This is a genomic window from Achromobacter sp. Root565, from assembly GCF_001427425.1.
In the GTDB taxonomy this organism is placed as follows: domain Bacteria; phylum Pseudomonadota; class Gammaproteobacteria; order Burkholderiales; family Burkholderiaceae_B; genus Achromobacter; species Achromobacter spanius_D.
The window spans coordinates 18,645-42,213 of record NZ_LMGO01000001.1 but is presented as its reverse complement, the minus strand read 5'-3'; the positions used below and the strand labels follow the sequence as shown (position 1 = coordinate 42,213).

General features: G+C 68.0%; 26 protein-coding genes and 1 pseudogene. 8 read left to right on the top strand and 19 right to left on the bottom strand.

Annotated elements, in window-relative coordinates; genetic code table 11:
• Positions 1-677 precede the first annotated feature (677 nt).
• The 6 genes from ASD71_RS00230 to ASD71_RS00205 all read right to left on the bottom strand — a co-directional run bounded on the left by ASD71_RS00230 (position 678) and on the right by ASD71_RS00205 (position 5,238).
• Positions 678-1,424 carry an SDR family oxidoreductase gene (locus tag ASD71_RS00230; protein WP_056558325.1) on the bottom strand — a complete coding sequence of 249 codons (747 nt, stop codon included), beginning with the start codon at positions 1,422-1,424 and terminating at the stop codon, positions 678-680.
• 54 nt (positions 1,425-1,478) lie between these two features.
• Positions 1,479-1,847, bottom strand: coding sequence for a cupin domain-containing protein (locus tag ASD71_RS00225; protein ID WP_056558323.1), 369 nt, complete (start codon positions 1,845-1,847; stop codon positions 1,479-1,481).
• A gap of 101 nt (positions 1,848-1,948) precedes the next feature.
• Positions 1,949-2,758, bottom strand: coding sequence for an AraC family transcriptional regulator (locus ASD71_RS00220; RefSeq protein ID WP_056558321.1), 810 nt, complete (start codon positions 2,756-2,758; stop codon positions 1,949-1,951).
• 15 nt (positions 2,759-2,773) lie between these two features.
• Positions 2,774-3,166, bottom strand: coding sequence for a VOC family protein (locus ASD71_RS00215; RefSeq protein WP_056558318.1), 393 nt, complete (start codon positions 3,164-3,166; stop codon positions 2,774-2,776).
• A 60-nt stretch (positions 3,167-3,226) separates the two neighbouring features.
• Complete coding sequence (locus ASD71_RS00210) at positions 3,227-4,228, bottom strand: formylglycine-generating enzyme family protein (protein ID WP_082578728.1); 1,002 nt, start codon at positions 4,226-4,228, stop codon at positions 3,227-3,229.
• A gap of 146 nt (positions 4,229-4,374) precedes the next feature.
• Positions 4,375-5,238, bottom strand: a complete 864-nt coding sequence (locus ASD71_RS00205) for an AraC family transcriptional regulator (RefSeq protein WP_056558315.1) — start codon at positions 5,236-5,238, stop codon at positions 4,375-4,377.
• A 143-nt stretch (positions 5,239-5,381) separates the two neighbouring features.
• Here ASD71_RS00205 and ASD71_RS00200 point away from each other — a divergent pair, with 143 nt between their 5' ends.
• Positions 5,382-5,924 (top strand): carboxymuconolactone decarboxylase family protein, encoded by a 543-nt coding sequence (locus tag ASD71_RS00200; protein ID WP_056558312.1) that lies wholly within the window; start codon positions 5,382-5,384, stop codon positions 5,922-5,924.
• A gap of 20 nt (positions 5,925-5,944) precedes the next feature.
• Here ASD71_RS00200 and alkB read toward each other — a convergent pair whose 3' ends face one another.
• The 3 genes from alkB to ASD71_RS00185 all read right to left on the bottom strand — a co-directional run bounded on the left by alkB (position 5,945) and on the right by ASD71_RS00185 (position 8,956).
• Complete coding sequence (gene alkB / locus ASD71_RS00195) at positions 5,945-6,598, bottom strand: DNA oxidative demethylase AlkB (protein WP_056558309.1); 654 nt, start codon at positions 6,596-6,598, stop codon at positions 5,945-5,947.
• Position 6,599: 1 nt separating this feature from the next.
• Positions 6,600-7,313 (bottom strand): 2OG-Fe(II) oxygenase, encoded by a 714-nt coding sequence (locus tag ASD71_RS00190; RefSeq protein ID WP_082578727.1) that lies wholly within the window; start codon positions 7,311-7,313, stop codon positions 6,600-6,602.
• A 101-nt stretch (positions 7,314-7,414) separates the two neighbouring features.
• Positions 7,415-8,956 carry a phospholipase D family protein gene (locus ASD71_RS00185; RefSeq protein ID WP_156395047.1) on the bottom strand — a complete coding sequence of 514 codons (1,542 nt, stop codon included), beginning with the start codon at positions 8,954-8,956 and terminating at the stop codon, positions 7,415-7,417.
• Between the two features lie 118 nt (positions 8,957-9,074).
• Here ASD71_RS00185 and ASD71_RS00180 point away from each other — a divergent pair, with 118 nt between their 5' ends.
• Together ASD71_RS00180 and ASD71_RS00175 are read left to right on the top strand one after the other, a co-directional pair.
• The gene (locus ASD71_RS00180) at positions 9,075-9,650 is read left to right on the top strand and encodes a helix-turn-helix domain-containing protein (RefSeq protein ID WP_056558306.1); all 576 of its coding nucleotides are present in this window, start codon (positions 9,075-9,077) and stop codon (positions 9,648-9,650) included.
• A gap of 8 nt (positions 9,651-9,658) precedes the next feature.
• Positions 9,659-10,195 carry a GNAT family N-acetyltransferase gene (locus ASD71_RS00175; RefSeq protein ID WP_056558303.1) on the top strand — a complete coding sequence of 179 codons (537 nt, stop codon included), beginning with the start codon at positions 9,659-9,661 and terminating at the stop codon, positions 10,193-10,195.
• A gap of 21 nt (positions 10,196-10,216) precedes the next feature.
• Here the strand turns inward: ASD71_RS00175 and ASD71_RS00170 are convergent, their stop codons facing one another.
• A complete protein-coding gene (locus ASD71_RS00170) occupies positions 10,217-10,549 on the bottom strand; it encodes a hypothetical protein (protein ID WP_056558301.1) in 333 nt (110 codons plus the stop codon).
• 256 nt (positions 10,550-10,805) lie between these two features.
• Here ASD71_RS00170 and ASD71_RS00165 point away from each other — a divergent pair, with 256 nt between their 5' ends.
• Positions 10,806-11,621, top strand: a complete 816-nt coding sequence (locus tag ASD71_RS00165; RefSeq protein ID WP_056558299.1) for an SDR family NAD(P)-dependent oxidoreductase — start codon at positions 10,806-10,808, stop codon at positions 11,619-11,621.
• Here the strand turns inward: ASD71_RS00165 and ASD71_RS00160 are convergent.
• Together ASD71_RS00160 and ASD71_RS00155 are read right to left on the bottom strand one after the other, a co-directional pair.
• Positions 11,618-12,373 (bottom strand): sulfite exporter TauE/SafE family protein, encoded by a 756-nt coding sequence (locus ASD71_RS00160; protein WP_056558297.1) that lies wholly within the window; start codon positions 12,371-12,373, stop codon positions 11,618-11,620. The two genes, ASD71_RS00165 and ASD71_RS00160, sit on opposite strands and share 4 nt — an antisense overlap.
• Complete coding sequence (locus tag ASD71_RS00155) at positions 12,370-12,786, bottom strand: hypothetical protein (protein ID WP_056558294.1); 417 nt, start codon at positions 12,784-12,786, stop codon at positions 12,370-12,372. The genes ASD71_RS00160 and ASD71_RS00155 overlap by 4 nt, the downstream gene beginning before the upstream one ends.
• Positions 12,787-12,907: 121 nt before the next feature.
• Between ASD71_RS00155 and ASD71_RS00150 the strand changes: the two genes are divergently transcribed.
• Complete coding sequence (locus ASD71_RS00150; RefSeq protein WP_056558291.1) at positions 12,908-13,921, top strand: LysR family transcriptional regulator; 1,014 nt, start codon at positions 12,908-12,910, stop codon at positions 13,919-13,921.
• Here ASD71_RS00150 and ASD71_RS00145 read toward each other — a convergent pair.
• Positions 13,845-15,245, bottom strand: a complete 1,401-nt coding sequence (locus ASD71_RS00145; RefSeq protein ID WP_056558287.1) for an MATE family efflux transporter — start codon at positions 15,243-15,245, stop codon at positions 13,845-13,847. The two genes, ASD71_RS00150 and ASD71_RS00145, sit on opposite strands and share 77 nt — an antisense overlap.
• A gap of 132 nt (positions 15,246-15,377) precedes the next feature.
• Between ASD71_RS00145 and ASD71_RS00140 the strand changes: the two genes are divergently transcribed.
• On the top strand, positions 15,378-15,854 hold the full coding sequence (locus tag ASD71_RS00140) for a MarR family winged helix-turn-helix transcriptional regulator (protein ID WP_056566150.1): 477 nt from the start codon (positions 15,378-15,380) through the stop codon (positions 15,852-15,854).
• Here the strand turns inward: ASD71_RS00140 and ASD71_RS00135 are convergent.
• The 6 genes from ASD71_RS00135 to ASD71_RS00110 form a co-directional block, all read right to left on the bottom strand.
• On the bottom strand, positions 15,841-16,749 hold the full coding sequence (locus tag ASD71_RS00135; protein ID WP_056558284.1) for a DMT family transporter: 909 nt from the start codon (positions 16,747-16,749) through the stop codon (positions 15,841-15,843). The two genes, ASD71_RS00140 and ASD71_RS00135, sit on opposite strands and share 14 nt — an antisense overlap.
• 79 nt (positions 16,750-16,828) lie before the next feature.
• Positions 16,829-17,680 carry an AraC family ligand binding domain-containing protein gene (locus tag ASD71_RS00130; RefSeq protein WP_056558281.1) on the bottom strand — a complete coding sequence of 284 codons (852 nt, stop codon included), beginning with the start codon at positions 17,678-17,680 and terminating at the stop codon, positions 16,829-16,831.
• 66 nt (positions 17,681-17,746) lie between these two features.
• Positions 17,747-18,238 carry a hypothetical protein gene (locus tag ASD71_RS00125; RefSeq protein ID WP_056558278.1) on the bottom strand — a complete coding sequence of 164 codons (492 nt, stop codon included), beginning with the start codon at positions 18,236-18,238 and terminating at the stop codon, positions 17,747-17,749.
• On the bottom strand, positions 18,235-18,783 hold the full coding sequence (locus tag ASD71_RS00120) for a hypothetical protein (RefSeq protein WP_056558275.1): 549 nt from the start codon (positions 18,781-18,783) through the stop codon (positions 18,235-18,237). The genes ASD71_RS00125 and ASD71_RS00120 overlap by 4 nt, the downstream gene beginning before the upstream one ends.
• A gap of 70 nt (positions 18,784-18,853) precedes the next feature.
• Positions 18,854-21,589, bottom strand: a complete 2,736-nt coding sequence (locus ASD71_RS00115) for a cation-transporting P-type ATPase (RefSeq protein ID WP_056558273.1) — start codon at positions 21,587-21,589, stop codon at positions 18,854-18,856.
• A 107-nt stretch (positions 21,590-21,696) separates the two neighbouring features.
• Positions 21,697-22,662 carry a LysR substrate-binding domain-containing protein gene (locus ASD71_RS00110; protein ID WP_056558271.1) on the bottom strand — a complete coding sequence of 322 codons (966 nt, stop codon included), beginning with the start codon at positions 22,660-22,662 and terminating at the stop codon, positions 21,697-21,699.
• Positions 22,663-22,768: 106 nt separating this feature from the next.
• Here ASD71_RS00110 and ASD71_RS28315 point away from each other — a divergent pair.
• Together ASD71_RS28315 and ASD71_RS28310 are read left to right on the top strand one after the other, a co-directional pair.
• Positions 22,769-23,121: pseudogene (locus tag ASD71_RS28315) on the top strand (NADP-dependent malic enzyme); the annotation flags it as partial.
• 1 nt (position 23,122) lies between these two features.
• Positions 23,123-23,569: malic enzyme-like NAD(P)-binding protein (locus tag ASD71_RS28310; protein ID WP_304438786.1), on the top strand; the 447-nt coding region annotated here is incomplete at both ends.

Sequence of the window (23,569 nt, the reverse complement as noted above, 5' to 3'; positions counted from 1 at the left end):
TGCGGCGGTGTCTCAGCGGGTGTCAGACACCGGACCAGCGTGCGCTCGCCGCGTSCTGTGCGGCGCAGGTGTCTGACACCCTAGGGAGATGCTCTCCGGTTTGCGGCGGTGTCTCAGCGGGTGTCAGACACCGGACCAGCGTGCGCTCGCCGCGTGCTGTGCGGCGCAGGTGTCTGACACCCTAGGGAGATGCTCTCCGGTTTGCGGCGGCGTCTCAGCGGGTGTCAGACACCGGACCAGCGTGCGCTCGCCGCGTCCTGTGTGGCGCAGGTGTCTGACACCCTGGGGAGATGCTCTCCGGTCTGCGGCGGTGTCTCAGCGGGTGTCAGACACCGGACCAGCGTGCGCTCGCCGCGTGCTGTGTGGCGCAGGTGTCTGACACCCTGGGGAGATGTTCTCCGGTCTGCGGCGGTGTCTCAGCGGGTGTCAGACACCGGACCAGCGTGCGCTCGCCGCGTGCTGTGYGGCGCAGGTGTCTGACACCGTGGGGAGATGCTCTCCGGTCTGCGGCGGTGTCTCAGCGGGTGTCAGACACCGGACCAGCGTGCGCTCGCCGCGTCCTGTGTGGCGCCGGTGTCTGACACCCTGGGGAGATGCTCTCCGGTTTGCCGCGGTGTCTCAGCGGGTGTCAGACACCGGAACAGGATCTCCCTGGCGGCGTCTTGCCTGGGGGCCCGTCAACTGCCGCCCGACACCTCGATGAACGAGCCACTGGTATAGCCGGCCTCGTCCGAGAACAGCCACATCACCGCCCCGGCCACTTCTTCCACCGTGCCCCCGCGGCGCAGCGGAATGACGCTTTTCAGCCGGTCCACCCGGCCCGGCTCGCCGCCGCTGGCGTGCATCTCGGTGTAGATCGTGCCGGGGCGCACGCCGTTCACGCGGATGCCTTCGGGCGCGACTTCCTTGGAAAGCCCGATGGTCAGTGTGTCCATTGCACCCTTGGACGCGGCGTAGTCCACGTATTCGTTGGGTGATCCCAACCGCGCGGCAGCCGACGACACGTTGACGATGGCGCCGCCCAGGCCGCCGTGGCGCGGCGACATCCGCCGCACGGCTTCGCGCGCGCACATGAACGCGCCGACGACATTGGTGGACAGCACCCGGTGCAGCCGGGCGGCGTCCATGTCCTCCACACGCATCTGCTTTTCCAGGATGCCGGCATTGTTGACCAGCGCGTCGATGCGGCCCAGATGCTCGTCCAGCGTGCGGAACATGCGCAGTACCTGGTCTTCCTGGGCGACATCCGCCTGAATCGCAACGGCCTTGCCGCCGCCGCGGACGATCTCGTCCACCACCGCCTGCGCGGCGCCGGCATTGGCGTGGTAGTTGACGCCGACCGCGTAGCCGCGGCGCGCGGCCAGTTTGGCGACGGCGGCCCCGATGCCGCGGCTGCCGCCGGTGACCAGCATGACTTTGGACATGGTTTCCTCCTGTTGGGGATTCACTGTGGGCGACACGTTAGCAAACGCCGCCGATCAGATCCATACGTCGTTGGGCGCGCGGCGCGGGCCGCCTTCGTCGCCGGTGTTCGCGACGCCGCGCGGCTCGATCAGCATGAGCTGCACTTCCTGCGGCGCACAGGGCTTGTGTTCCACGCCCTTGGGTATCACCGTCATTTCGCCGGGACCCAGCGCAATCTCGCCGTCACGTAGTGCGATTCGCAGATGGCCGGCGATGACGATGAACGTCTCGTCTGTATCGGCGTGCGAGTGCCAGACAAAATCGCCTTTCAGCTTGACGAGCTTGAACTGGTAGTCGTTCATCTCCGCGATGACCTTGGGCATCCAGTGGTCGTTAATCAGGGCCAGCTTGGCTGAAAGATTGATGGAAGCGGGAACGGACATGGCAGGCTCTTGGGGATGGAAAGCCTTACGATACGGCGGCGCTGGGCGTGCCGTCTTGTACGATCGAGCAGGTTTTGCCGAGGCGCCGCCGGCGCCGCGTGTCAGCCGTTCAGCATCCGCCGCCAGCGGTCCGGCGCCATGCCGTAAGCCTGCACATGGCGGCGCGTGAGGTGACTTTGATCGGTGAAGCCGGCGTCTGCGGCGGCCTGCGCCAGCGGCGTACCCGCCGCAATCAGCCGGCGCGCCAGGTCCAGGCGCCGCAGCATCACGTAGCGGTACGGGCTGGTGCCGAACAGCGCGCGGAAATCGCGTGACAGGCTCCAGCGATCCGTGCCCGCCGCGCGCGCCAGATCGTCCAGCAGAAGTGGCTGATCCAGCGACGCATGGATGTAGTGCCGCGCGCGTTCGGCGGCGGCGTAGTCGGGTGCGCGCCGGCCCGTCCGGCGGCCCGCGGCGGCACACAGCGCGTGCGCCAGTTCATACAACGCGTCGTCTTCCTGCAGCGGGTCGATGTCCTGCCCCGTGGCCGGGAGCAGCGCGCCGCTGGCCGCGTACAGCCGCGGATCGGCGCTGATGCCGTCGCGGATGAACGGTAGCGCGCGGCCGCCCAGGATCTGCTGGATCAGCGCCGGCTCCACGTAGATCATCCGGTAGTGAAAGCCCGCGTCGGTGCCGGCCTGGCCATCATGCGCTTCGTCGGGATGCAGCACGATGGTGCCGCCCGGCAGGCTGTGCCGCATGCCGCGCCGGTAATGAAAACTCTGTACGCCGGCAAGCGTGCGGCCTATGGCGTAAGTATCGTGGCGGTGCATGTCGTAGCCGTGGCCGCCGAAATACGCTTCGATGCGTTCGACCCGGCTGGACGGCGCGGCGCGCCGGATCCAATCTTTGCGGGTCGCATCGAAGGCCATCGCCGGGTCCGGCTGTTACGCCGGCTGCTTCAACTGGACCAGCACGAACTCGTTGCCGTACAGGTCGATGAAGTGGGCGTAGGCGGCGGTCTCTTCGTGCACGGGTTCGCGCGTGAAGCGCACGCCCTTGGCCGAAAAGTGCGCGTGATCGCGCAGCACGTCGTCCGTGTAGAACACGCCGACCGGCTGGCCGCCGGTCTGGTCGCCCACGCGATCGCGCTGCGCCTGTGTCTGGGCTTGCAGCAGCCACATGCCCACCGAGGGCTGATCGTGCAGACGCAGATGCACATAGCGCTGCTGGCCGACAGGCATGTCGACAGACACCTCCATCCCGAGCTTGTCCCGGTAGAAGGCGATGGCGGTGTCGTAGTCGTTTACAAGCAGGACGAGACGGCCCAGCGTGTGCATGTCAGGATTCTCTTCAAATGGATCGTGCGGCCATGCTAACCCACCGGGAAGTCTTTTACGTCAGTCGGCGGCGTCGGCCTCGCGCAAGAGGCGCAGGCCGACCAGCGGATAGCGCGTTTCCTGCGTGTTCCAGTTGCGGTACGACGAGCGCGTGTACAGCGCCCACGTATGCCACGAGCCGCCGCGCCGCACGCGCACGTTGCCGGCGGCCGGGCCCTGCGGATCGTCGGTTGGCGAATTGGCGTAGTAGTCCTCGCCGTACCAGTCCGCGACCCATTCCCAGGCGTTGCCGTGCATGTCGTACAGGCCGAATGCGTTGGGCGCGTAGCTGGCGACCGGCGCGGTGAAGGCGTTGCCGTCGTGGCGCGGCGAGGCAAAGGTCTGCCATTTCGGCCACAACGGGCTGGCGTCGGCATCAAAGCCGTTGCCCACGTCCGGCATCGCGGCCGGATCGTCGCCGTTCTGGTAGCGGGTGCGCGTGCCGGCGCGGCAGGCATATTCCCATTCGGCTTCGGTGGGTAGGCGGTACACGCGGCCTTCCGTCTTGGTCAGCCACTGCGCCAGCGCCTGCGCGTCGTTCCAGCTGATGTTCACCACGGGGTGATCGTCGCCCTGCGCAAATCCCGGATTGCGCCAGGAATACCGGCGATCGCGGCCTTCGAAGGCGTCGCCTGACGCGGATGTTTCTGGGTCGTACGCGGCGTTGTAGCCGTAGCCGCCGGTGCCATCGGCTTCGGACTCCGGCACGTAGCCGGACGCTTCGATGAATCGCCGGAACTGGCCCACGGTGACTTCGGTGCGTTCCAGATAGAACGGCCGCGTGATGCGAACGGTGTGCACCGGCGCCTCGTCAAAGAGCTGGGCGTAGCGATCGGACGGATAGTGCGGATAAGCGGCGGCCAGCGTGGCGGGATCTTCGTCGCTGCCCATCTGGAACGTGCCCGCCGGCACGCGCACGAACGTCATGCCCAGCGAGTTCTCGACGATGTCGGGCGGAGTGGCCGCCAGAACGGACGCGCAGGTCAGGGTGCAAAGCAGGGCGAGGGCAGTGCGGGTAGGCATGGCAGTCCGACGGGTTGGGCCTGAGGGGTGCGCAATAGTAGGGCCGCTGCGCGGCCGCCGCCAGACATGGTGAACCCTCATGTTGGGCCGCCGCGTCACCGGCGATCCGGCCTGCGCCGGCTGCACGATCGTCAACCTAGGCTTGCTCAGCCTTGCCCCGCGCGCGCATCCAGCCATTGCCGCGGGGACGCGCCGAGCTTCTGGCTGAAGATGCGCGACAGGGCCGAGGCATTGGCGTAGCCCAGCTCGGCGGCGATCGTCTTGACGGCGATGCCTTCCCGCAAGCGCGACTGCGCCAGCGTCAGGCGCCAGTCGGCCAGATAGTCCGCCGGCGGCTGGCCGACCACGTTCTTGAACGCGGCGGCAAAGGCGCTGCGCGACATCCCCGCGCGGGCGGCCAGCGCCGCCAGCGACCACGCCGCGCCAGGCTGCTCGTGCATGGCGACCAGGGCGCGCGCCAGCCGCGGTTCGGCAAGACCCGTCATCAACCCGATCTGTATGCCCGCCTCGGCAGGATGGTCGATCAGCCAGCGCAACAGCTGGATCAGCACCACTTCAAACAGGCGGTCCGCCAGCAGGCGCTGCCCGCATCGCACCTGTTCGGTTTCGGCGAACAGCAACGCCAGCGCCTGCTCCAGTCCGCCGACGCGCGCCAGCGGCAAGGCGATCAGTGGCGGGAGCGCGCGCACTAGCGGATGGTGGTCGCCGCCTTCGAAATGCAGCGTGGCGCAGGTGAAGTCCGAGCCGTCCTCGGGCGGGTTGTGGAATTCATGGTGGACCGGGCGTGCGTAAAACAGCAGCGTCGGCTCGGCCACGCGCAGCCGGCGGGGCAGACCGCTGCCGGCCCGGTGCGCAACCTCCATGTCCCCGCGCCGCAGCACATGCAGGAAGGCGCGCCCGGGTTCGGGCGCGAACCGGTTCAGGCCGCACAGCGGGCCGGCATGGAACAGCTGCGCCCGCACGCGGAACCGGTCGAGCAGGGCGGACAGACGGTCAAGCGAGGGCGTCATGGCGTCTTGGACGAATAGATATGAATCGTGGACGATAGGTGCCCAATATTACTCCTGAGCCGCCCATACTGGCGCAAAGGCAGCAGGAAACCAACCGGCGCCTTTCCCACAACGACCGAATCAACTCACTGAAAGGAAACATCATGTCCCGCGTTCAACTCATCGACTCCTCCGTTGCTCCCGCTGCCAGCAAGGCGCTGCTTGACCAGATCCACGGCGCCTTCGGCGCGACCCCCAACATGTTCCGCGCCGTCGCGAACTCGCCCGCCGCCCTGAAAAGCATGTGGGGCGCGTTCGGTGCCCTGGGCGGCGGCGTGCTGCCCCCGCAACTGACGGAAAAGATCGCCGTCGCCGTTGCCGACCGCAACCGCTGCGAATACTGCCTGGCCGCGCACACCGCGCTGGGCCGCAAGGCCGGCGCCAGCGCTGAACAGATGGCCGCGGCCCAGGCCGGCCGCGCCGACGATCCGCAGACCGCCGCGGCGCTGGACTTTGCGCTGAAGCTGGTGCGCCAGCACGGCCAGGTGGCCGACACCGACGTGGCGGCGGTGCGCGCGGCCGGCTTCAATGACGAGCAGATCGTCGAGATCCTGGCGCATGTGGCGTTGAACCTCTTCACCAACTACGTGAATGTGGCGTTCGACGTGCCGGTGGATTTCCCGCGTGTGCAGTTGCGTGCTGCGTGATCAATACGGGCCGCGCGCCCCTAGCCCGCCTTGCGAATCGTGAAGTTGATGCGCCGGCTGCCCAGCCGCGGATGCGGCAGGTCCTTCAGCGGCATCACCCCATGAAACCGCAGGCGGTCCACGCCGCCCCACACCACCACGTCGCCGTGAAATAGCGGCACCCGCGCCGCGCGATCGGCGCGGTCGTCTCCCCCGAACAGAAACATCGCCGGCATGCCCAGCGACACCGACACGATGGGCGCGCCGAAATCGCGCTCGTTGCGGTCCTGGTGCAGCGACAGACGCGAGCCGGGTTCGTAGCGGTTGACCAGGCACGCATCCGGCGCGAAGTCCGGAAAGCCGGCTTCCCGCGCCGCGTCCCGCGCCAATTGCATGAAGGCCTGCGGCATCGCCGGCCAGGGCTGCCCGGACACCGGATCGATGCGGCTGTAGCGATAGCCGCGGACGTCCGTCGTCCAACCGAGCTCGCCGCAATTGGTCAACGCCACCGACATCGTGTAGCCGCCGGGCGTCTCCATGTGCCGGAACGGCGACTGCGCGGTCACGTCGTCCACGCCGGCCAGCAGTGCGTCCACGGTCGGCAGCGCAAAGCCGCGCAGCACCACCGATTGCGGGCCGAGTATCACGCGGCCCTGCTGGGCGGGATCGTCGCCGCCGAATAGATCCAGGGTCATGTCACACCGCGTCGTGAAAGATGATGCCCAGCGTGTGGCGCTGTCCCGACCGCAGTTCGCTCACACCGTGGCGCATGGCCACCTTGCGCCACCCGCGCACGCCGGGAACCGGGCGCTGGTTCACCGTGAAGATCAGCGCATCGCCCTGTTGCAGCGGCAGCACGTCGGCGCGCTGCTCGCGGCTGCCGGTTTCCGTCATGACGAATTCACCGCCCGTGAAATCCGTGCCGGGCGCGGACAGCAGTACCGCCACCTGCAGCGGAAACACGTGCTCGCCATACAGGTCCTGGTGCAGGCAGTTGAAGTCGCCCGGCCCATACTGCAGGATCAACGGCGTCGGCCGGCGCTGGCCGGCCGCATGGCAGCGCGCAAGAAAATCCGCGTGGTCCGCCGGATACTGCACGGCGATACCCATCTGCCGGTTCCACCGGTTGGCGATGGGCGCCAGTTGGATATAAAGCGCGCCGCGCAGGCGGGCAAGCAGGTCAGGCAATGGGTAGCGGAAATACTTGTATTCGCCGCGGCCGAATCCGTGGCGCGCCATCACGATCCGGCTTCGGTAGGGATCATGGAGGTCGTAGGCGTCCGACAGCCCGTTGCATTGCGCAGGCGTCAACAACGCGGGCAGGATGGCGTTGCCGTGCGCGTCGAGGTCGGCGGCGGCGCGGGTCCAATCCTGCTGGGCGAGCAGGGCGTCGGCGGGCGTCGTGGTCATGGTCGTTGAATGGAAAACCGGTGCAAATAAAGCTGCGTCCAGTCTACGCCTTGCGGAAAAACGGGCCACTCCGCTTGTTGCGGATTCCGATCATTGCACCCCTACAGCAGCGGCTCCAGCGGCAGCAGCGACGCCACCCACACCGTCGCGCGCTGCAGCAGGCTGGCGCCCGGCTCGCGGTCGTGGCGCAGCGTGTGGCCGTCGCGCTCTTCCAGCCAGTAAAGCTTGCCCATTTCGTCCAGCTTGACCCGGTAGGCGGTGCGGGGCAGTTCCTCGTCAAAGGATTTCTCGATGCCCCGGGCCAGCGCCGGGCTGTCGATCACGAAGCCCAGCTCGGTGTTCAAGCGCGCTGAACGGGGATCGAAATTGAACGACCCGACGAAGACGCGCTCGCCATCCACCGCGAAGGTCTTGGCGTGCAGGCTGGAGCCGGAACTGCCGAAGGGGCCCATGCTCTTGTTGCGCTCGACGCCCTGCACCGCGCGCTTCATTTCGTAGAGCTCGACGCCGGCGGCCAGCAGGTCCTTGCGGCGCTTGGCGTAGCCCGAATGCACGACTGCCACGTCGGTGGCTTCCAGCGCGTTGGTCAGTACCCTGACCTTGACGCCGTTGCGCGCCATCTTGGCGAATGCCTGCGTGCCCGCGGCGGTGGGTACGAAATAGGGCGACACCAGCAGCAGTTCCTTCGCCGGCTCGCCCACGATCTCGTGCAACTGGTGCGGCAGCATCGCCTCGCGCGGCGCGGTGCCCAGCGTCTTGCCGGGATCGTCGCTGACCATGCGGGTGCGTGACCATTCCAGCGGCAGTTCGCCACGCAGCAATTGCCGGATGAAGGGCAGGTCGCGCATGGCCTGCGCATAGGCCGCGGCCTCGGGCGATTGTTCGACGGCGGTCGCGTCCGCCTCCAGTTCTTCCAGTTCGTTCGACGCAGCCTTGCGGACGATGCCTGCCACCGGATAGGCGGAATCGCTGCGCCAGTAGCGGTCGAAGTCGGCCGACACGTCGCTGACGGCAGCGCCGATGGCCAGCACGTCCATGTCCCTGAACAGCACGCCGTCGGTGGCGCCAAAGTACTCGTCGCCGATGTTGCGGCCGCCGGCGATGGTGGCCTGGTTGTCGGCGGTGAACGATTTGTTGTGCATCCGGCGATTCAGCCGGTTGAAGTCCGTCAGGTAACCGAGCGGCTTGGGCCAGCGCAGCGTGAAGGGGTTATAGAGCCGCACCTCGATGTTCGGATGCCCGTCCAGCGCGGACAGCGTCCGGTCCAGTCCCGCCGTGCCGTTGTCGTCCAGCAGGAGGCGCACGCGCACGCCGCGGTCGGCTGCCTCGTGCAGCGCCTCGAACAGCATGATGCCCGTCATGTCGTCGTGCCAGATGTAGTACTGCACGTCCAGGCTGCGCTCGGCCGCGCGCGCCAGCATCATGCGGGCGGCAAAGGCGTCCAGGGGATGGGCGAGGGCGTGGATGCCGGACTTGCCGGGATGCGCGGCGGCCAGCGGGGCGATCGCCTGGCCCAGCGGCGTGGCCCCGGCTTCCTCATCGGTAAGCCCCTGCGACACGCTGCGCTTGTCGAGCGAGGGAAGGGAGCAACCGGAGGTCAACGCGCAAAAGATGGTCATGTAGAGGAGTTTGCCCAAGTGCATGACCGCTATTGTGCCGAATCCGGCGCGGGTCGCTCGTAGTGTCCGGCGGGCGAACGGATTGCGCATCGGGGAAACCACGCGGTCGACGCGTTTTCATATCTGGGATAAATTCCCGTATATGGAACAAACAAACGCCACCGCCGACGCCGGGCTGGATCTTCGCCTGGCCGCCCGGCTTAAAACGCTGCGCCAGGACCGGGGCTGGTCGCTGGACGATCTGGCCGGCCGCGCCGGCATCAGCCGCGCCACGCTTTCCCGGCTTGAGAACGGCGAGGTCAGTCCCACTGCCAGCGTGCTGGGCAAGCTCTGCGCCGCCCATGGCATGACCATGTCGCGCCTCATGCTGATGGTCGAGGACGACTTTGCCGCCCGCGTGCCCGAAGCCGAGCAGGCGTTGTGGGTGGATGACAGCGTGGGTTTTCGACGCCGTTCGGTGTCGCCGCCGTCGCAGCGCCTGGCGGGCGAGGTGCTGGCCTGCGAATTGGCCGCCGACGCCAGCATCCGTTACGACCACTCCCCGAGACCAGGCCTTGAACACCATCTGCTGATGCTGGACGGCGAGCTTTCCGTCACGGTGGATGGGCAAGCGCATCGCCTGCTGCCCGGCGACTGCCTGCGCTACCAGCTATTCGGCGCCAGCGCCTTCGTCACCCCGCCGCACAGCGGCGCCCGCTACCTGCTTTTCATCGTCTGAGCCTTTCCATGACCCCTGCAAATCTTGAATTGACGCTGCTGACGGCCGACGCCGCCTCGGCCGCCACCCCCGAACTGGCCACCTTGCTGCACGCGTGTGTGCAGGGCGGGGCCAGCGTCAGCTTTGTGCTGCCGTACACGCATGACGACGCGCAGGCGTTCTGGCGCCGCAAGGTGCTGCCGGGCGTCGAGAGCGGGGCGGTCAAGCTGTGGGTGGCGCGCGTGGACGGGCGGGTGGCCGGGTCTGTGCAGCTGGATGTCGACACACCGCCCAACCAGCCGCACCGCGCCGAGGTGCGCAAGCTGCTGGTGCATCCGGATTTCCGCCGCCTGGGCATCGCGCGCCGGCTGATGCGCGAAGTCGAGGACATGGCGCGCCGCCTGCATCGCAGCCTGCTCACGCTGGACACGCGCACGGGCGATTCAGCCGAGCCGCTGTATGCGTCGCTGGGCTACCAGACGGTGGGGGTGATTCCGGGCTTTGCGCGCGATCCGCTCGACCCGGCCAAGGTGGATGGAACGACGATCATGTACAAGCAGCTATGACCGGCGTTCCGGGCGGGGCGATCAGGCCAGCGGCTTGATGCCCACGCTGTAGGGTGGCGCGTTGCCGCGCGCGGCGGCCTTGATCTTCAGCATGGACCCGCCGGGCGTGTACTCGAAGTCCTGGTACGGGACTTCGAACCATTGGTGGAAACTGGTGCGCGAAAACTCCGGCACCCACACCTTTGCCCGTTTGGCGTCGCAGTGGAATTCCACCAGCGTCCGGTCGATGCCCAGCGGGCGGGTATTGCCGATGCGGTAGCTGACGCGCAGTTCGGCGCGCGCGACGCGGCCGGGCTGCCAGGTCAGGCCGATGGATTCCATGAAGTGTTCGATCGCCTCAATGCCGCGATGCATAGCTGACTCCGAAAGCAGCGGGATAAAAGCCCCGCAGTGACCCGCCGCGCGTGGCGGCGGCAAACAGACGGATTATCCGCCATATCGCATTGCCGTAGAAATAGGCAGGTTTCACGCAAGATCCTGCCTGTACGCCCGCGCGGCCGATTCTTACTATCCTGTCCAGGGCCGCGCCGGCCGTGGCTCTGCGGAGCGCGGGGCATCGGCCATGCGGCCAGGCATCTTGCCGGGGCCGCAAGCACGGAAAGGGAATCGCATGAATACCGAAAAAATCTGGTTGGTGACGGACGTGTCGGCGGGGCTGGGTGTCACGCTGGTCAAAATGCTGCTGGAGCAGGGGCATAAGGTCGCGGCCACGTCGGGCGATGGCGATGCGTTGCTGGAAGCGGTGGGCGCCAAGCTGGAAGGCCGGTTCCTGCCCTTGACGGTCAACCTGCCCGACGAGCGCGCGGTGCGCCGCGCGGTGGACGCCACGGCGGCAGCATTTGGCGGCATCGACGTCGTGGTGAACGGCGCCGGGCAGGGCGTGCAAGGCGCGCTAGACCGTTTGTCGGACGCGCAATTGCGCGGCACGTTCGATACCCACGTGTTTGGGGTGTTGAACGTCATCCGCGCGGTCATGCCGCGCCTGCGTGCGCAGCGCGGCGGGCATGTGTTCAATATCTCGTCGATCCTTGGCTTCGATGGCCGCGCGCCGGAATGGGGCGCGTATAGCGCCGCCAAGTTTGCCGTCAGCGGGCTGACCGAATCCCTGGCCGCGGAGGCCGCGCCGCTGGGCATCCGGGTTTCGCTCGTCTATCCGGGCGCGATGCGCGCGGCCGATGCCGAGGAATCCCCGGAACTCGCCGCGCGCGGCGTGCAGGGCTGGGACCAGGGCGGCGATCCGGTCAAGGCGGCGCAGGCGCTGATCCAGGCCGCCGAGGCGCAGTACGCGCCGCTGCATCTGTTCCTGGGCCGCGATTCCTTCGACCAGGCGCGCAGCAAGATCCAGTCGGTGCAGCAGGAGCTGGCGCGTTGGCGCGAGATGTCGGTGTCGATCGGTACTGTCGACGCAAGCCGCTTGGCTGCCTAGCTCCCCAACAGCCCGCGCCCGGCCTGGTAGGCGCCCAGCAGCGCCAGGCTGATCATGAAGCACAGCTTGAACGTGCGCGGCGACAGCCGATTGCGCAGCCGCTGTCCCAGCGCCATCCCGGCCAGCGCCGGCAGCAGCATCAGGAGCGACGCACTGGCGGCGCCTGCCGTGTAGCCGCCGTTCAGCCACAGTCCCGCGGCCAGCGCCACGGTCGACACCGTGAAGGAAATCCCCATGGCCTGGATGAGCGCGTCCTTGTCCAGTTTCAGGGCTTGCAGATAGGGCACGGCCGGGATGACGAAGACGCCGGTGGCCGCCGTGATGACGCCGGTGACCGTGCCGACCGCGATGCCGACCCATGGCTCATGCCGTGGCAGCACCGTGGGCGGCGTGCCAAACAGCCCCCAGGCGGCGTAGGCCACCAGCGCCAGTCCCAGGCAAATGCCGGCCCATTCGCCCGAGGGCGGACCCAGCCACAGCGCGCCCGCCACCGTGCCGGCGCAGACGCCGGCCTGCATGCCGGCGATCCGGCGCAGGACCGTCCGCATCGTGACCCACGGCAACGCCTGCCACAGGTTGGTGATGAGCGACGGCACGATCAGCAGCGCCGCGGCTTGCGCCGGCGCCATCACCAGCGCCAGCAATGCCATCGAAATGGTGGGCAGGCCCAGCCCGACCACGCCCTTGACCACGCCGGCCAGGACGAAGACGGCGACAACGGCCGCGAGCAGAGCGGGATCAAGAAGATTCATGCGGGCTCACAGTGCGCGGTCAGCGCGTCCTTGGGGCGGCCGAATAGGGCGTAGGCCACATCCTGCGACGGGCCTTCGTTCTGGCGGGCGGCGCGCAGCAGCCACGCGCGCCCCTCGCACAGGTCGGCGGGCAGCGACGGGCCATACAACGCCGGACCGCCGATCAGCACCATGCCCAGCATCCGCTGGGCGGGCTGGTGGTCGGCGCGCGCGGCGGCGCGCAGCCACGTCAGCATCGCGCCATGGTCGCCCTGCGTCTGGGCTTCCAGCGCCAGCGCAAATTGCTGGGCGGGCGTGATGGGGCCGCCAAGCCCGGAGTTCGCTTCGGCCACGCCTGAGGCGTGCAGCGCCAGTGCGACCAACGCCAGGCCCGGCCAGCACGCGGCACGGGTGCGCAAGAGTGAAATGTTCATGGTTTCCGCCTTTCTGGGTGGGTATGGACGCATTCTGCTGCGCTCGCCTGCCCGCGCCTATCGGGATCTGTCATACCCAGGCTATGGATACGCCTGAGGCTCGCGTGCTACGCTTTTTTCCATGCGCTTTGACCTGACCGACCTACGCCTTTTCCTGAACGTGCACGAAACCGGCTCCATCACGGCGGGCGCGGGCCGGTCGCACATGACGCTGGCGTCGGCCAGCGAGCGCATCCGCGGCATGGAAGACGCGTTGGGCGTGCCGCTGCTGGTGCGCGAGCCGCGCGGCGTGCAGATCACGCCCGCCGGACGCACGCTGGTTCACCACGCGCGGCTGGTGCTGGGCCAGATCGACCGCATGCGCGGCGAGCTGGATCATTACGGGGCCGGGCTCAAGGGCCACGTGCGCGTGCTGTGCAACACGACGGCGCTCAGCGAATACCTGCCGCCCGTGCTGGGCGCCTTTCTCAAGGACCATCCGCATATTTCCGTCGATCTCGAAGAGCGCCTCAGCCACGAGATCGCCGACGCACTGCGGACCGGCGCGTGCGACATCGGTGTGCTGGCGGACTCGGCCGATCTGCACGGCCTGCGCACGCGCATCTTCCGTCATGATCCGCTGACGCTGATCGTTCCGCGCGGCCATCCGCTCGCCGCGCAGCCGCAGGTGCTGCTGGAGGACGTGGCCGGGTTTGAATTCGTGGGGCTGGTGCAGGGCAGCGCGCTGCAGGAGCACATTGCGCATCACGCGCGCCGCAGCGGCAAGGCGCTGTCCTATCGCGTGCGGCTACGCAGTTTCGATGCCGTTTGCCGCATGGTGGGGCAGGGCGTCGGCGTGGCCATCGTGCCGCGCGCGGCGGCCGTGCGCTATGGCCGCGCGGCGGGGGTAAGCCGGGTGGCGCTGGCGGACCCCTGGGCGTCACGCGATCTGGTGCTGTGCGTGCGCGACGACCTTCCTGCGTACGCGGCGGACCTGGTGGCCTATGCGTTGCGCGACGCGCCGCCCGGCGATGCGGCCCAAACGCCCGTGGGCCCGGTCCCCGACGCCCCTGCGCGCGTCACCGTGCGAACAGCCGGCGCCCTGGCAGGTGGCCGCGGTCGAACCACGAGCCCGACGCGACGGCGGCCAGGATGATCAGGCCGTAGACGCACATCGCCACGGCCGAGATCACGAAGAACACCGTCAGCGAACCGGTCACGTGCAGCGCGATGCCGCCCGCGCCGATGCCGATCAAGAGCCGCAGAAATCCCGCCGTCAGCGGCCACTTCAGCCTTCCCGCGCCCTGCGACGCGAAGTACAGCGAGAACCCCAGCGCAAAGAAGCCGTACACCGGACCCACGATGCGCAGATAGCCGGCGCCCGCCTCCAGCATGTGATCCTGCGCGCCGAACAGGCGCAGCCACGCTTCGGGGAAAAACGCCGCCGTCAGCCCGATTGCTTCGGCCAGCACGAAGGCCATCGCCCCGCCCGTCAAGGCGATGCGCAGGGCGCGCTCGGGCTGGCCGGCGCCGATGTTGGAACCCACCATCGCCACCATGGGCGCGCCCAGCCCGAACGCGATCGGCATCAGCAGGTATTCCAGCCGCACCGCCACCCCGTAGCCCGCCACCGCAGCCTCGCCCGCGTAGGCGCCTACCAGCGCGGCAGTCAACGCCACCAGCGCGTTGGTCATGAGCGGATTGATGGTGGCCAGCGCGCCCACGCTCAGGATGTTGCGCATCAGCGCCCCGTGCAGCCGGCTGGCGACGAGCCGTGCCGCGTTGCGTCCGCTTGCGCAATAGGCGCCCAGGATCAGCGTGCGGACGGCGTAATAGATCACCAGCGCCCAGCCCCCGCCCGCCACGCCCAGCGCGGGGAACGGGCCCCATCCGAAGATCAGGCACGGCGACAGGGGAATCAGCAGCAGGGCGCCGCCGCAGATGACCGCGCCTGGCACCAGCATGTTGCCGGTGCCGCGAATGGCGCTGGCAAAGGCATTCATCAGCCACATCAGGATGATGCCGCCGAAGATCACGTTGGAATACGCCAGCGCGGCATCGAGCGCTTCGCCCTCGGCGCCCAGCGCGCGGTACAGCGCGGGACCGGAGACCAGCAGCAGCACGCAGAAGGCGAGACCCAGCAAGGCGTTCAGCACGACCGCGTGCAGCACGAGCTGGTCGGCCTCTTGTTGCCGGCCGCCTCCCAGGGCGCGCGCCACCGCCGCGGAAATCCCGCCGCCCATCGCGCCCTGCGACATGTTCTGCATCAGCATCAGGACCGGCACGACGAGCGCCACGCCGGCCAGCACCGGCGTGCCCAGCCGCGCCAGAAACCAGGTCTCGATCAGGCCGGTGGACGACTGCGCCAGCATCATCAGGATGTTGGGCCACGCCAGCCGCGCCAGGGTGGGTGCGATGGGACCATGCAGCATCGCGTGCAAGCGCGCATTGGCGGGACGTGGCGAAACGGTCGCTGGCATGGGAAGGGCCGGAGGACGTGATCGGCAAAATTTACGTGCATATGCCAATATCTGTCAATAACGGGCTGGACGCGAGCCTGCCCCGGCGGTAGCGTTATGACCTTGCCCGCCGATTTTCCTTCTTTGGTCGCCATGTCCGACGCCTCGCTCCTCGGCTCCGCCGTTCCCCCGGATCCGCTCGTCTGTAACGGCGCTGCGCTGCGCAAGGCGACGCGCCGCGTGTCCCAGCTCTACGACACCGTGCTCGCGCCCTGCGGCCTGAAGGTGTCGCAGCATTCGATCCTGGTGCACATTGCGCGCGCGGGGTCGCCCTCGATGACCGATCTGGCCCGCGCGATGGTGCTGGACCGGTCCGCGCTGGCCCACAACCTCAAGCCTTTGCAGCGCGACGGGTATGTGCACATGATGCGCGACCCGCTGGACGGCCGCAGCCGCCGGGTCGAACTTACCGAGACCGGCCGCGCCAAGCTGGCGGAATCACGCCGCTTGTGGAAGGACGCGCAGAATCGTTTCGAGGCCGCGTACGGCGTCGAGCGCGCCGCGGCATTGCGCCACGCGCTGGCCGATATCTTTTCGGATGAATTTGCGCTGGCCTTCAGCCGCGGGTAGGTGCGGCCGGCCCGCTGCGCCGCGTCCCGCCCAGCAACATGACCGCGCCGAGCACGCAGCCCATGCCGGCAATCTGCATGGCCGACAGCGGTTCGCCCAGCAGGCCGGCCGCCAGCATCACCGCGGATAACGGCGCCAGCGCCGTGAACAGCGCCGCCTCCGAGCCGGGCACGCGCGCCGCGCCCGCATACCAGAGCAGAAAGCCGCCCACCGTGGGCACCAGCGCGTAATACGCGATCGCCGCGACCGCGTCCGGCGCGAAGGCCAGCGTCCACGGCGCCTCCATCAGGCTGGCCGCCGCCGAGAACGCCAAGCCGAACGCCGCCATCACCGTCGACAGGGCAAGAGGCGCAACCGGCGTTCGCAGGCGCTTGTTCAGCAGGATGAATAGCCCTTCGCAGGCGACGGCGCCCACGATCAGCGCGTTGCCTGCCAGAGAGCCTTGCGCATCCGGTTCAGCCACGTCGCCCGACATCAGCCACACGCCAAACGCCGCCAGGGCAATCGCGGCCACGGCCGGTTTGCCCGGCCGCTCGCCCAGCAACAGCACGGCGATGGCGGCGGTGACCAGCGGGAGCGTCCCAAGAATGATCCCGCCGTCCACCGCGGAGGTGCGTTGCAGTCCCGCGATGAGCAGGGTCGTGTACCCGACGCTGCCGGCAACGGCCTGCACTGTCAGCAGCAGCCAGTCGCGCCGGGCGAGCCGGGGCAGGCGCGCGCCCGATACCGCCATCAGCAGCGCGAAACAGGGCAGCGCGATGGCAAAGCGCAGCGCGGTCGCGGTGAAGGGCGGCAGGGCCGCGCCAATGATCTTGCTGGCGGTCACGGTGCTGCCGACCAGCACCATGGCCGTCGCCAGATAGAGATAACCGAGCTGCTGTTTGCTGATGGCCATCGCATGCCTTTCCTGTGGAAAAGGTCAGGCTACGTGCGGGCGCGGCGCCGGTCTTGAATGAAATTGCAGGAAAGGCGGATCAGTTGCCGGTAGCCAACGCGTACCGGTGCGGCGACACGCCGTAGGCGCGGACAAAGAGCCGCGTCATGTGGCTCTGATCGGCAAAACCGGCTGACGCGGCCGCGCCGGCCAGCGCCATGCCCTGGCGGATCAGGAGGCGCGCCAGCAGCAGACGGCGCTGCATCTGGTAGGCATGCGGGGTCAGCCCCGTGGCGCGCGAGAAGGCGCGCAGCACCTGGTAGCGGGAGAGGTCGCTGGCGCCGGCCAGATCGGCCAGCGACAACGCGGCGGCCGGGTCGTCGTCGATCAGCGCAATCGCATGGCGCAGTGACGCCGGGATGCCATCGCGATCGGGCGGGGCCATGGCCGCGCCGCGCGGGCCGCCCGCCTGCGCCAGAACGCGCAACAGGAGTGCATCGCAGGCCAGCCTCGACGCGCCGGCGGTGACCTGCGTGTAAAGCGCGAGGACGCGGCCCGCCAGATCCGGCTGGTTGCGGGCAGGGTGCTCGAACGCATAGCGCAACGTCGGGAGCAGCACGCCCGCGTCGTCAAGCGTCGGCGGGCCGTCGCCCGCGATGTCTGCGGTGCAGGCGGCGACCACGCCGGAGTCCAGATACAGCATCTGCCAGGCGCGTTCACCGTCCCCGATCGGCGCGCCGTCATGGACTTCGCCCGGATTGACCGTGATGACGTAACCCGGTCCGGCCTCGACCTGGCCGCGTCCGCTATGCGATACCTGGGCGCCCGCGCGCATCACCCCGATGCCGAACTGCTCATGCGTGTGCCGCGCGAACGCATGCCCGCTGCGGGCCGATACGGCCTGCACGCCGGGGATGGCGCTGCGTTGCATGTGGAACTGGCCAGCGGGCATGGCAATGGGCGGGGCGGAAAAAGGCCGGTCCAGTATCGCCCGCCGCGCTTGCCGCGATCAAGCCTGCTATTGCAGCCCTGTCCAGCGCGCCACCGACGGCTCGGCCGAGGCCCACTTCCATTGCCCGTCCCGGCGCTGGCAGATCGTGCTGGCATAGGCGGGGGCGGCGCCTTCCACCTCCACCGTGAACAGCACTTCGCGGCAATGCGCCAGCGGCGTGTCGATGTCGCGCACCGCCTGGATGCTGCCGCGCTCGTTGCCCACCGGCAGGGTGCGCTTGATCTGCCACTGCCGGACTTCGCCGATGGGCAGCGCGCCGACCGTATTGGCCATGACGTTCTGCTGGTCGCTCTTCCATTCGCGCAGCACGTACTTCACCGTGGCATCCACCACGGCCTGCACCGTCACGCCAATTGCAAAGCCAGCAACGGGATTGGCCGTGGCTGCGCCGCTCAGCGTGCCGACTACAGCGCCCGTGGCGGGACCGATCGAGGAGCTCTGGCAGCCCGCGAGCGCCAGGCTGGCGGCCAGCGCCAGCATGCCAAACGCGCGCGTCACTGCAGCGAACCCCAGCGGGCGGTCGCCGGTTCGGCGCTGGCCCAGCGCCAGTTTTCGCCGTCACGGCAGACTGTCGTGACGTAGAACTCGCGTTCGGGATCGGCGCCCGCCTTGCCGGCGGGCGTGTCCACTGAGAACACCACTTCCTTGCATTGAAGGTCTCCGCCGCCGATCAGCCGGCTCACGGTGACCTGGCCGCGCGCGTCGTCCTCGATCGGCAACGCATGCTTGACGTTCCAGCTTGCGACCTTGCCCACCGCAAGCGCGCCGGCCGCCTTGGCGATCGCGTCCTGCTCTTCGCCGCGCGTCTGGCGCTGCGCATAGGCCAGCGCGGCCTTCGCGCCGGCCTGCACGCCCAGGCCGATGCCCGTGGCCACCGTGGCGTTGTCCGTCACCTTGTTGGCGATGGCCGTGCCGGCGATACCGGCCGCGGCGCCCGTGCCTTCTCCCAGCATCGAACTGCAGCCTGAAAGCGCGGCCAGCGCGGCGAGCCCCAGCAGGCAAAGCGCGCGGCGGCTCGCAAGGGTTGGCGAGATGGTGAACAAGCGGCGGGCCCTCCTGTGAAACTTGGCGGGCGCAAGTATAGGAGGGCGCACGGCCGCGCGGCCGAGGCCTTTACATTTGTTGGCATTTTTGTGCGGAGGCGTTCCCTCGCGCGCGCCACGTACGCAGCACCAGCTTCTCGACCTCAACCACGCAAAAGAGCACGCCGGCCGCCACCAGCGTCAGCGTCCAGTACTCCGGCGGCAGCGGTACGGTGCCGAAGACTTGGTTCATCGCGGGCAGGTAGATCAGTGCGCATTGCAGCAGGCCCAGCAGGATCGTGACCAGCCACAGCGCCTTGTTGCGGAACATGCTGAGCGTGATCGGCCACCGGTCCTGCAGCCGGCAGTTGAACAGATAGGTCCATTGCGCCGTCACCAGCGTCTGCAGGATGACAGTGCGGATGAAGTCTGGATCGCGCCCGGCAGCAATCAGGCTCTTTTCGATGATGAAGGCGGACGTGGTGAAGAGCAGCCCCACGAACGCGATGCGCCAGATGGCGAAGCCGTCCAGGATCGATTTCGCGGGATCGCGCGGCCGGCGCTGCATCATGCCCGGTTCGGCCGGTTCAAACGCCAGGCCGAAGGCCAGCGTGATGGAGGTCGCCATGTTCATCCACAGGATTTGCAGCGGCGTCAGCGGCGCCTGTGCGCCGGCCAGCAGCGCCACGATGACCAGCAGTCCCTGCGCCAGGTTGGTCGGCAGAATGAACAGGATCGTCTTCTTCAGGTTGTCGTAGACGCGGCGGCCTTCGCGCACGGCATAGGCAATGGAGGCGAAGTTGTCGTCCGCCAGCACCATGTCGGCGGCCTCTTTGGTGACCTCGGTGCCCTTGATGCCCATGGCCACCCCCACGTCCGCCTGCTTGAGCGCGGGCGCGTCGTTCACGCCATCCCCCGTCATGCCGACCACTTCGCCCATGGTTTGCAACGCACGCACCAGGCGCAGCTTGTGCTCGGGGCTGGTGCGGGCAAAGATATCGTGGTCGCGCGCGAGCGCGGCGAGCTGATCGTCGCCGATCTGCTGCAGCTGGGCGCCGGTCACCGCCTCGCGCACATGCGTCATGCCCAGCATGGCGCCGATCGCCAGCGCGGTCTCGGGGTGATCGCCCGTGATCATCTTCACGCGGATCCCTGCCTGGTTGCACTGCGCGATGGCCTCGATGGCCTCGGGACGGGGTGGGTCCATGATGCCGGCCACGCCCAGCAACACCAGCCCGTCCTGAAAGTCCGGATGGTCCAGCGCCGTGGCGCCCGCCGTGCCGGGCTTGTACGCCGCCGCCAATGTGCGCAGGCCTTGGTGCGCAAAGGCCTCCAGGCCGCGCTCCCAGTAGTCCAGCCGCAGCTGCTGGGGCCCGGCTTCGCCCTGTTCGTGCGCGCACAGCTTGAACAGCACGTCGGGCGCGCCGGTGACGTAGATGACATTCTGATCATGGTCGTCGCAGCGGCGCGCCATGTACTTGTAGCTGGAATCGAACGGCACCTTGCCATGTTTGGCGACGCCCTCCAGGCTCTGGCCGGCCTTGGTTGCCAGCACCATCATCGCGCCTTCCGTGGGGCCGCCCACGATGCGCCACTGCCCATCGGCATCTTCGTGCAGCTGGCTGTCGTTGCAGATGGCCGCGGCACGCACGAAGCGCGTCAGCGCGTCCTCGCGCTGCCAGTCCACGGGCGTTCCGTCGGATTCACGGGTGATCTCGCCGACCGGCCGGTAGTTGTCGCCCGACACGCGGTAAACGCCCTGCGCCAGCAGCACGTTCTTGGCGGTCATCTCATTCATCGTCAGGGTGCCCGTCTTGTCCGAGCAGATCACCGTCATTGCGCCCAGCGTTTCGACGGTGGGCAGTTTGCGGATGATGGCGCGGTTGCGCGCCATGCGTTGCACACCCAGCGACAGGATGATGGAGATGATGGCCGGCAGGCCTTCCGGCACGGAGGCCACGGCGATGCTGATCAACGACATCAGCAAGTCGGACAGCGGCATGTCGAGCACGTAACGGCCCAGCACGAACAGCGCCACCACCATCACCAGCACCACCTGGAAGATGCGCTTGCCCAGCAGCTCCATCTGTCGCAGGAGCGGCGTCTGCAGCGTCTGCACGTCCGTCATCATGCGGTTGATATGCCCGATTTCAGTATCGCTGCCGGTGGCCACGACGATGCCGCGCGCGTTGCCCGCGCTGACGTGAGTGCCCGAAAACCCGAGGTTCAGGCGGTCGCCCAGCGGCGCATCACCCGGCAGTGGCGCATCGTGCTTTTCGACGACAGTGGATTCACCCGTCAGCATCGATTCCTCGACGCGGAAATTGTGCGTATCGAAGAGCCGCACATCCGCCGGGATCTTGTCTCCAGGGCGCAGGATGACGATGTCGCCCGGCACCAGGTCGCGAGCGTCGATTTCTTCCTTCTGCCCGTCGCGCACCACGCGGGCATGGTTCGACAGCATATTGCGGATGCCGTCCAGCGAACGTTCGGCCCGGCTTTCCTGCACATAGCCAATGACGGCGTTGATGACCGCCACGGCCAGGATGACGCCGGTATCCAGCCAATGGCCCATCAGCGATGTCACCACCGCCGCACCCAGCAGGATGTAGATCAGCACGTCATTGAAGTGGCCCAGAAATCGCAGCCAGGCGCTGCGGCGGGCGGGTGGGGGCAGTGCGTTCAGGCCGTGGGTTTCCTGCCTGCGCCGGATCTGGTCCTGCGAAAGGCCCGCGGGACTGGTCACCTGAATGTCCAGCGTCTCGTCGACGGAGAACTGGTGCCAGGGGCGAGGAGCTTGCGGAGCCTGCGTGTTCGCCTGCGTCATAGCGTACGGCCTCCCGGAGGGACCGGCCCCGTGACCGTGCCGGGAGTCGGGGGCCGCACAGGTCAGTCCGGCGTCCATGATACGACGGGCTGCCAGCCCGGGGCGCATCACATCGGCCGCGAGCCCTTCAGATAGACCTCGCGCAACGCCGCCGCAAAAAGCGCCTCGACGTCGCGCCGCAATCCATCGGACCGCGTGAACAGCGAGATCGGCGGAAGCGTCCAGTCAAACGAGTACGGCACGATGGCCGCGCCCGCGATGCGGACCAGTTCGTCGGCAATGTCGGCCGGCAGGATCGTGACGGCGCGGTCGCTGGCCACGATCATCTCGCCGATCAGCTTGGACGAGTCGCTTTGCACGGACGGCGGCGGCGGAGCCAGGCCAGCGCGCAAGAAGATGTCGGCCACCTGCTCGCGGATCGGGCTGCCCGGCGTGCCGAGGATCCAGTCCAGATCGGCCAGCCGGTTCCATTCCAGGCGCGACCGTCCCAGCCGGGCGGCCAGCCGGCGGCTGGCGATCAGACGCGGCTGCTGGTGGTACAGGACCTCGAAGCCGATGTTGCTCAAGTCGACCGAGGGCGTGGCCCAGCCGACGACCACATCCAACGTGTGGTCGCGCAGTTGGCGCAGCAGGGCCGGCCCCTGACCCTCGTGGATGGTCGCGGTCAGTTGCCGGCCCTGCGGCAAGGTGCGGCCGATCGCCGCCGACAGCATCTGGCCCGACACGAAGGGAATGACCCCGATGTGCAGGTGCGCGGCGTGCCCAGCGGCGACCGTTTCCATTTCCTGCACCAGATGGCCCAGGTCGTGGACCAGTGCGCGGGCGCGCGCCAGCACCACGGCGCCCATCGGCGTCGGCGTCATGCCCCGCACCGACCGGTCGAACAGGGGCACGCCGAACATGCTTTCCAGTTCGGCCAGCGCATTGGTCACGGCGGGCTGGCTGGTCGCCATGTGCTCGGCCACCCGGGTCAGCGACCCGTGCTGCTCGATCTGCAGCAGCAGCATCAGGTGGCGCATCTTCAGGCGCGAGGTCAATTTCCGGAAGACGGCGTCCGGATCAAAGGCTGTCATAGACAAGGTATTAGGAAAACGTAATGGGACGATATTAAATCCGAATGAACGCCTTATGCCTTCCCCCCTAGAATTTTGCACATTCAAGACAGCGAGGCCACAGCCCATGAACAACCCGTCCGACCGCCAGGCAGCCCTGGACTATCACGAGTTCCCCACCCCGGGAAAGATCTCCGTCGTGGCGTCCAAGCCGCTCGTCAACCAGCGCGACCTGGCGCTGGCGTATTCGCCCGGCGTGGCGGCGGCCTGCGAGGAAATCGTGGCTGACCCGTCCAACGTGTACCGCTACACCGCCCGCGGCAATCTGGTGGGCGTGATCTCCAACGGCACCGCGGTGCTGGGCCTGGGCAACATCGGCGCTCTGGCCTCCAAGCCGGTCATGGAAGGCAAGGCGGTGCTGTTCAAGAAGTTCGCCGGGCTGGACGTCTTTGACATCGAAATCAACGAGACCGACCCGGANGCCTCCAAGCCGGTCATGGAAGGCAAGGCGGTGCTGTTCAAGAAGTTCGCCGGGCTGGACGTCTTTGACATCGAAATCAACGAGACCGACCCGGACAARCTGGTCGAGATCATCGCCGGCCTGGAAGCCACYTTCGGCGGCATCAACCTTGAAGACATCAAGGCCCCGGAATGCTTCACCGTCGAGCGCAAGCTGCGCGAACGCATGAAGATCCCGGTCTTTCACGATGACCAGCACGGCACCGCCATTACCGTGTCGGCCGCCTTCATCAACGGCCTGAAGGTCGTGGGCAAGGACATCAAACAGGTCAAGGTCGTCACGTCCGGCGCGGGCGCTGCGGCGCTGGCGTGCCTGGACCTGATGGTCGATCTGGGCCTGCCGCTGGAAAACATCTGGGTGACCGACATCGAGGGCGTGGTCTACGAAGGCCGCACCACGCTGATGGAC

Coding starts and splice junctions, on each gene's coding strand:
- ASD71_RS00230 (WP_056558325.1), bottom strand. CDS start 1,424: ATGTCCAAAGTCATGCTGGTCACCGGCGGCAGCCGCGGCATCGGGGCC.
- ASD71_RS00225 (WP_056558323.1), bottom strand. CDS start 1,847: ATGTCCGTTCCCGCTTCCATCAATCTTTCAGCCAAGCTGGCCCTGATT.
- ASD71_RS00220 (WP_056558321.1), bottom strand. CDS start 2,758: ATGGCCTTCGATGCGACCCGCAAAGATTGGATCCGGCGCGCCGCGCCG.
- ASD71_RS00215 (WP_056558318.1), bottom strand. CDS start 3,166: ATGCACACGCTGGGCCGTCTCGTCCTGCTTGTAAACGACTACGACACC.
- ASD71_RS00210 (WP_082578728.1), bottom strand. CDS start 4,228: ATGCCTACCCGCACTGCCCTCGCCCTGCTTTGCACCCTGACCTGCGCG.
- ASD71_RS00205 (WP_056558315.1), bottom strand. CDS start 5,238: ATGACGCCCTCGCTTGACCGTCTGTCCGCCCTGCTCGACCGGTTCCGC.
- ASD71_RS00200 (WP_056558312.1), top strand. CDS start 5,382: ATGTCCCGCGTTCAACTCATCGACTCCTCCGTTGCTCCCGCTGCCAGC.
- alkB (WP_056558309.1), bottom strand. CDS start 6,598: ATGACCCTGGATCTATTCGGCGGCGACGATCCCGCCCAGCAGGGCCGC.
- ASD71_RS00190 (WP_082578727.1), bottom strand. CDS start 7,313: ATGACCACGACGCCCGCCGACGCCCTGCTCGCCCAGCAGGATTGGACC.
- ASD71_RS00185 (WP_156395047.1), bottom strand. CDS start 8,956: ATGCACTTGGGCAAACTCCTCTACATGACCATCTTTTGCGCGTTGACC.
- ASD71_RS00180 (WP_056558306.1), top strand. CDS start 9,075: ATGGAACAAACAAACGCCACCGCCGACGCCGGGCTGGATCTTCGCCTG.
- ASD71_RS00175 (WP_056558303.1), top strand. CDS start 9,659: ATGACCCCTGCAAATCTTGAATTGACGCTGCTGACGGCCGACGCCGCC.
- ASD71_RS00170 (WP_056558301.1), bottom strand. CDS start 10,549: ATGCATCGCGGCATTGAGGCGATCGAACACTTCATGGAATCCATCGGC.
- ASD71_RS00165 (WP_056558299.1), top strand. CDS start 10,806: ATGAATACCGAAAAAATCTGGTTGGTGACGGACGTGTCGGCGGGGCTG.
- ASD71_RS00160 (WP_056558297.1), bottom strand. CDS start 12,373: ATGAATCTTCTTGATCCCGCTCTGCTCGCGGCCGTTGTCGCCGTCTTC.
- ASD71_RS00155 (WP_056558294.1), bottom strand. CDS start 12,786: ATGAACATTTCACTCTTGCGCACCCGTGCCGCGTGCTGGCCGGGCCTG.
- ASD71_RS00150 (WP_056558291.1), top strand. CDS start 12,908: ATGCGCTTTGACCTGACCGACCTACGCCTTTTCCTGAACGTGCACGAA.
- ASD71_RS00145 (WP_056558287.1), bottom strand. CDS start 15,245: ATGCCAGCGACCGTTTCGCCACGTCCCGCCAATGCGCGCTTGCACGCG.
- ASD71_RS00140 (WP_056566150.1), top strand. CDS start 15,378: ATGTCCGACGCCTCGCTCCTCGGCTCCGCCGTTCCCCCGGATCCGCTC.
- ASD71_RS00135 (WP_056558284.1), bottom strand. CDS start 16,749: ATGGCCATCAGCAAACAGCAGCTCGGTTATCTCTATCTGGCGACGGCC.
- ASD71_RS00130 (WP_056558281.1), bottom strand. CDS start 17,680: ATGCCCGCTGGCCAGTTCCACATGCAACGCAGCGCCATCCCCGGCGTG.
- ASD71_RS00115 (WP_056558273.1), bottom strand. CDS start 21,589: ATGACGCAGGCGAACACGCAGGCTCCGCAAGCTCCTCGCCCCTGGCAC.
- ASD71_RS00110 (WP_056558271.1), bottom strand. CDS start 22,662: ATGACAGCCTTTGATCCGGACGCCGTCTTCCGGAAATTGACCTCGCGC.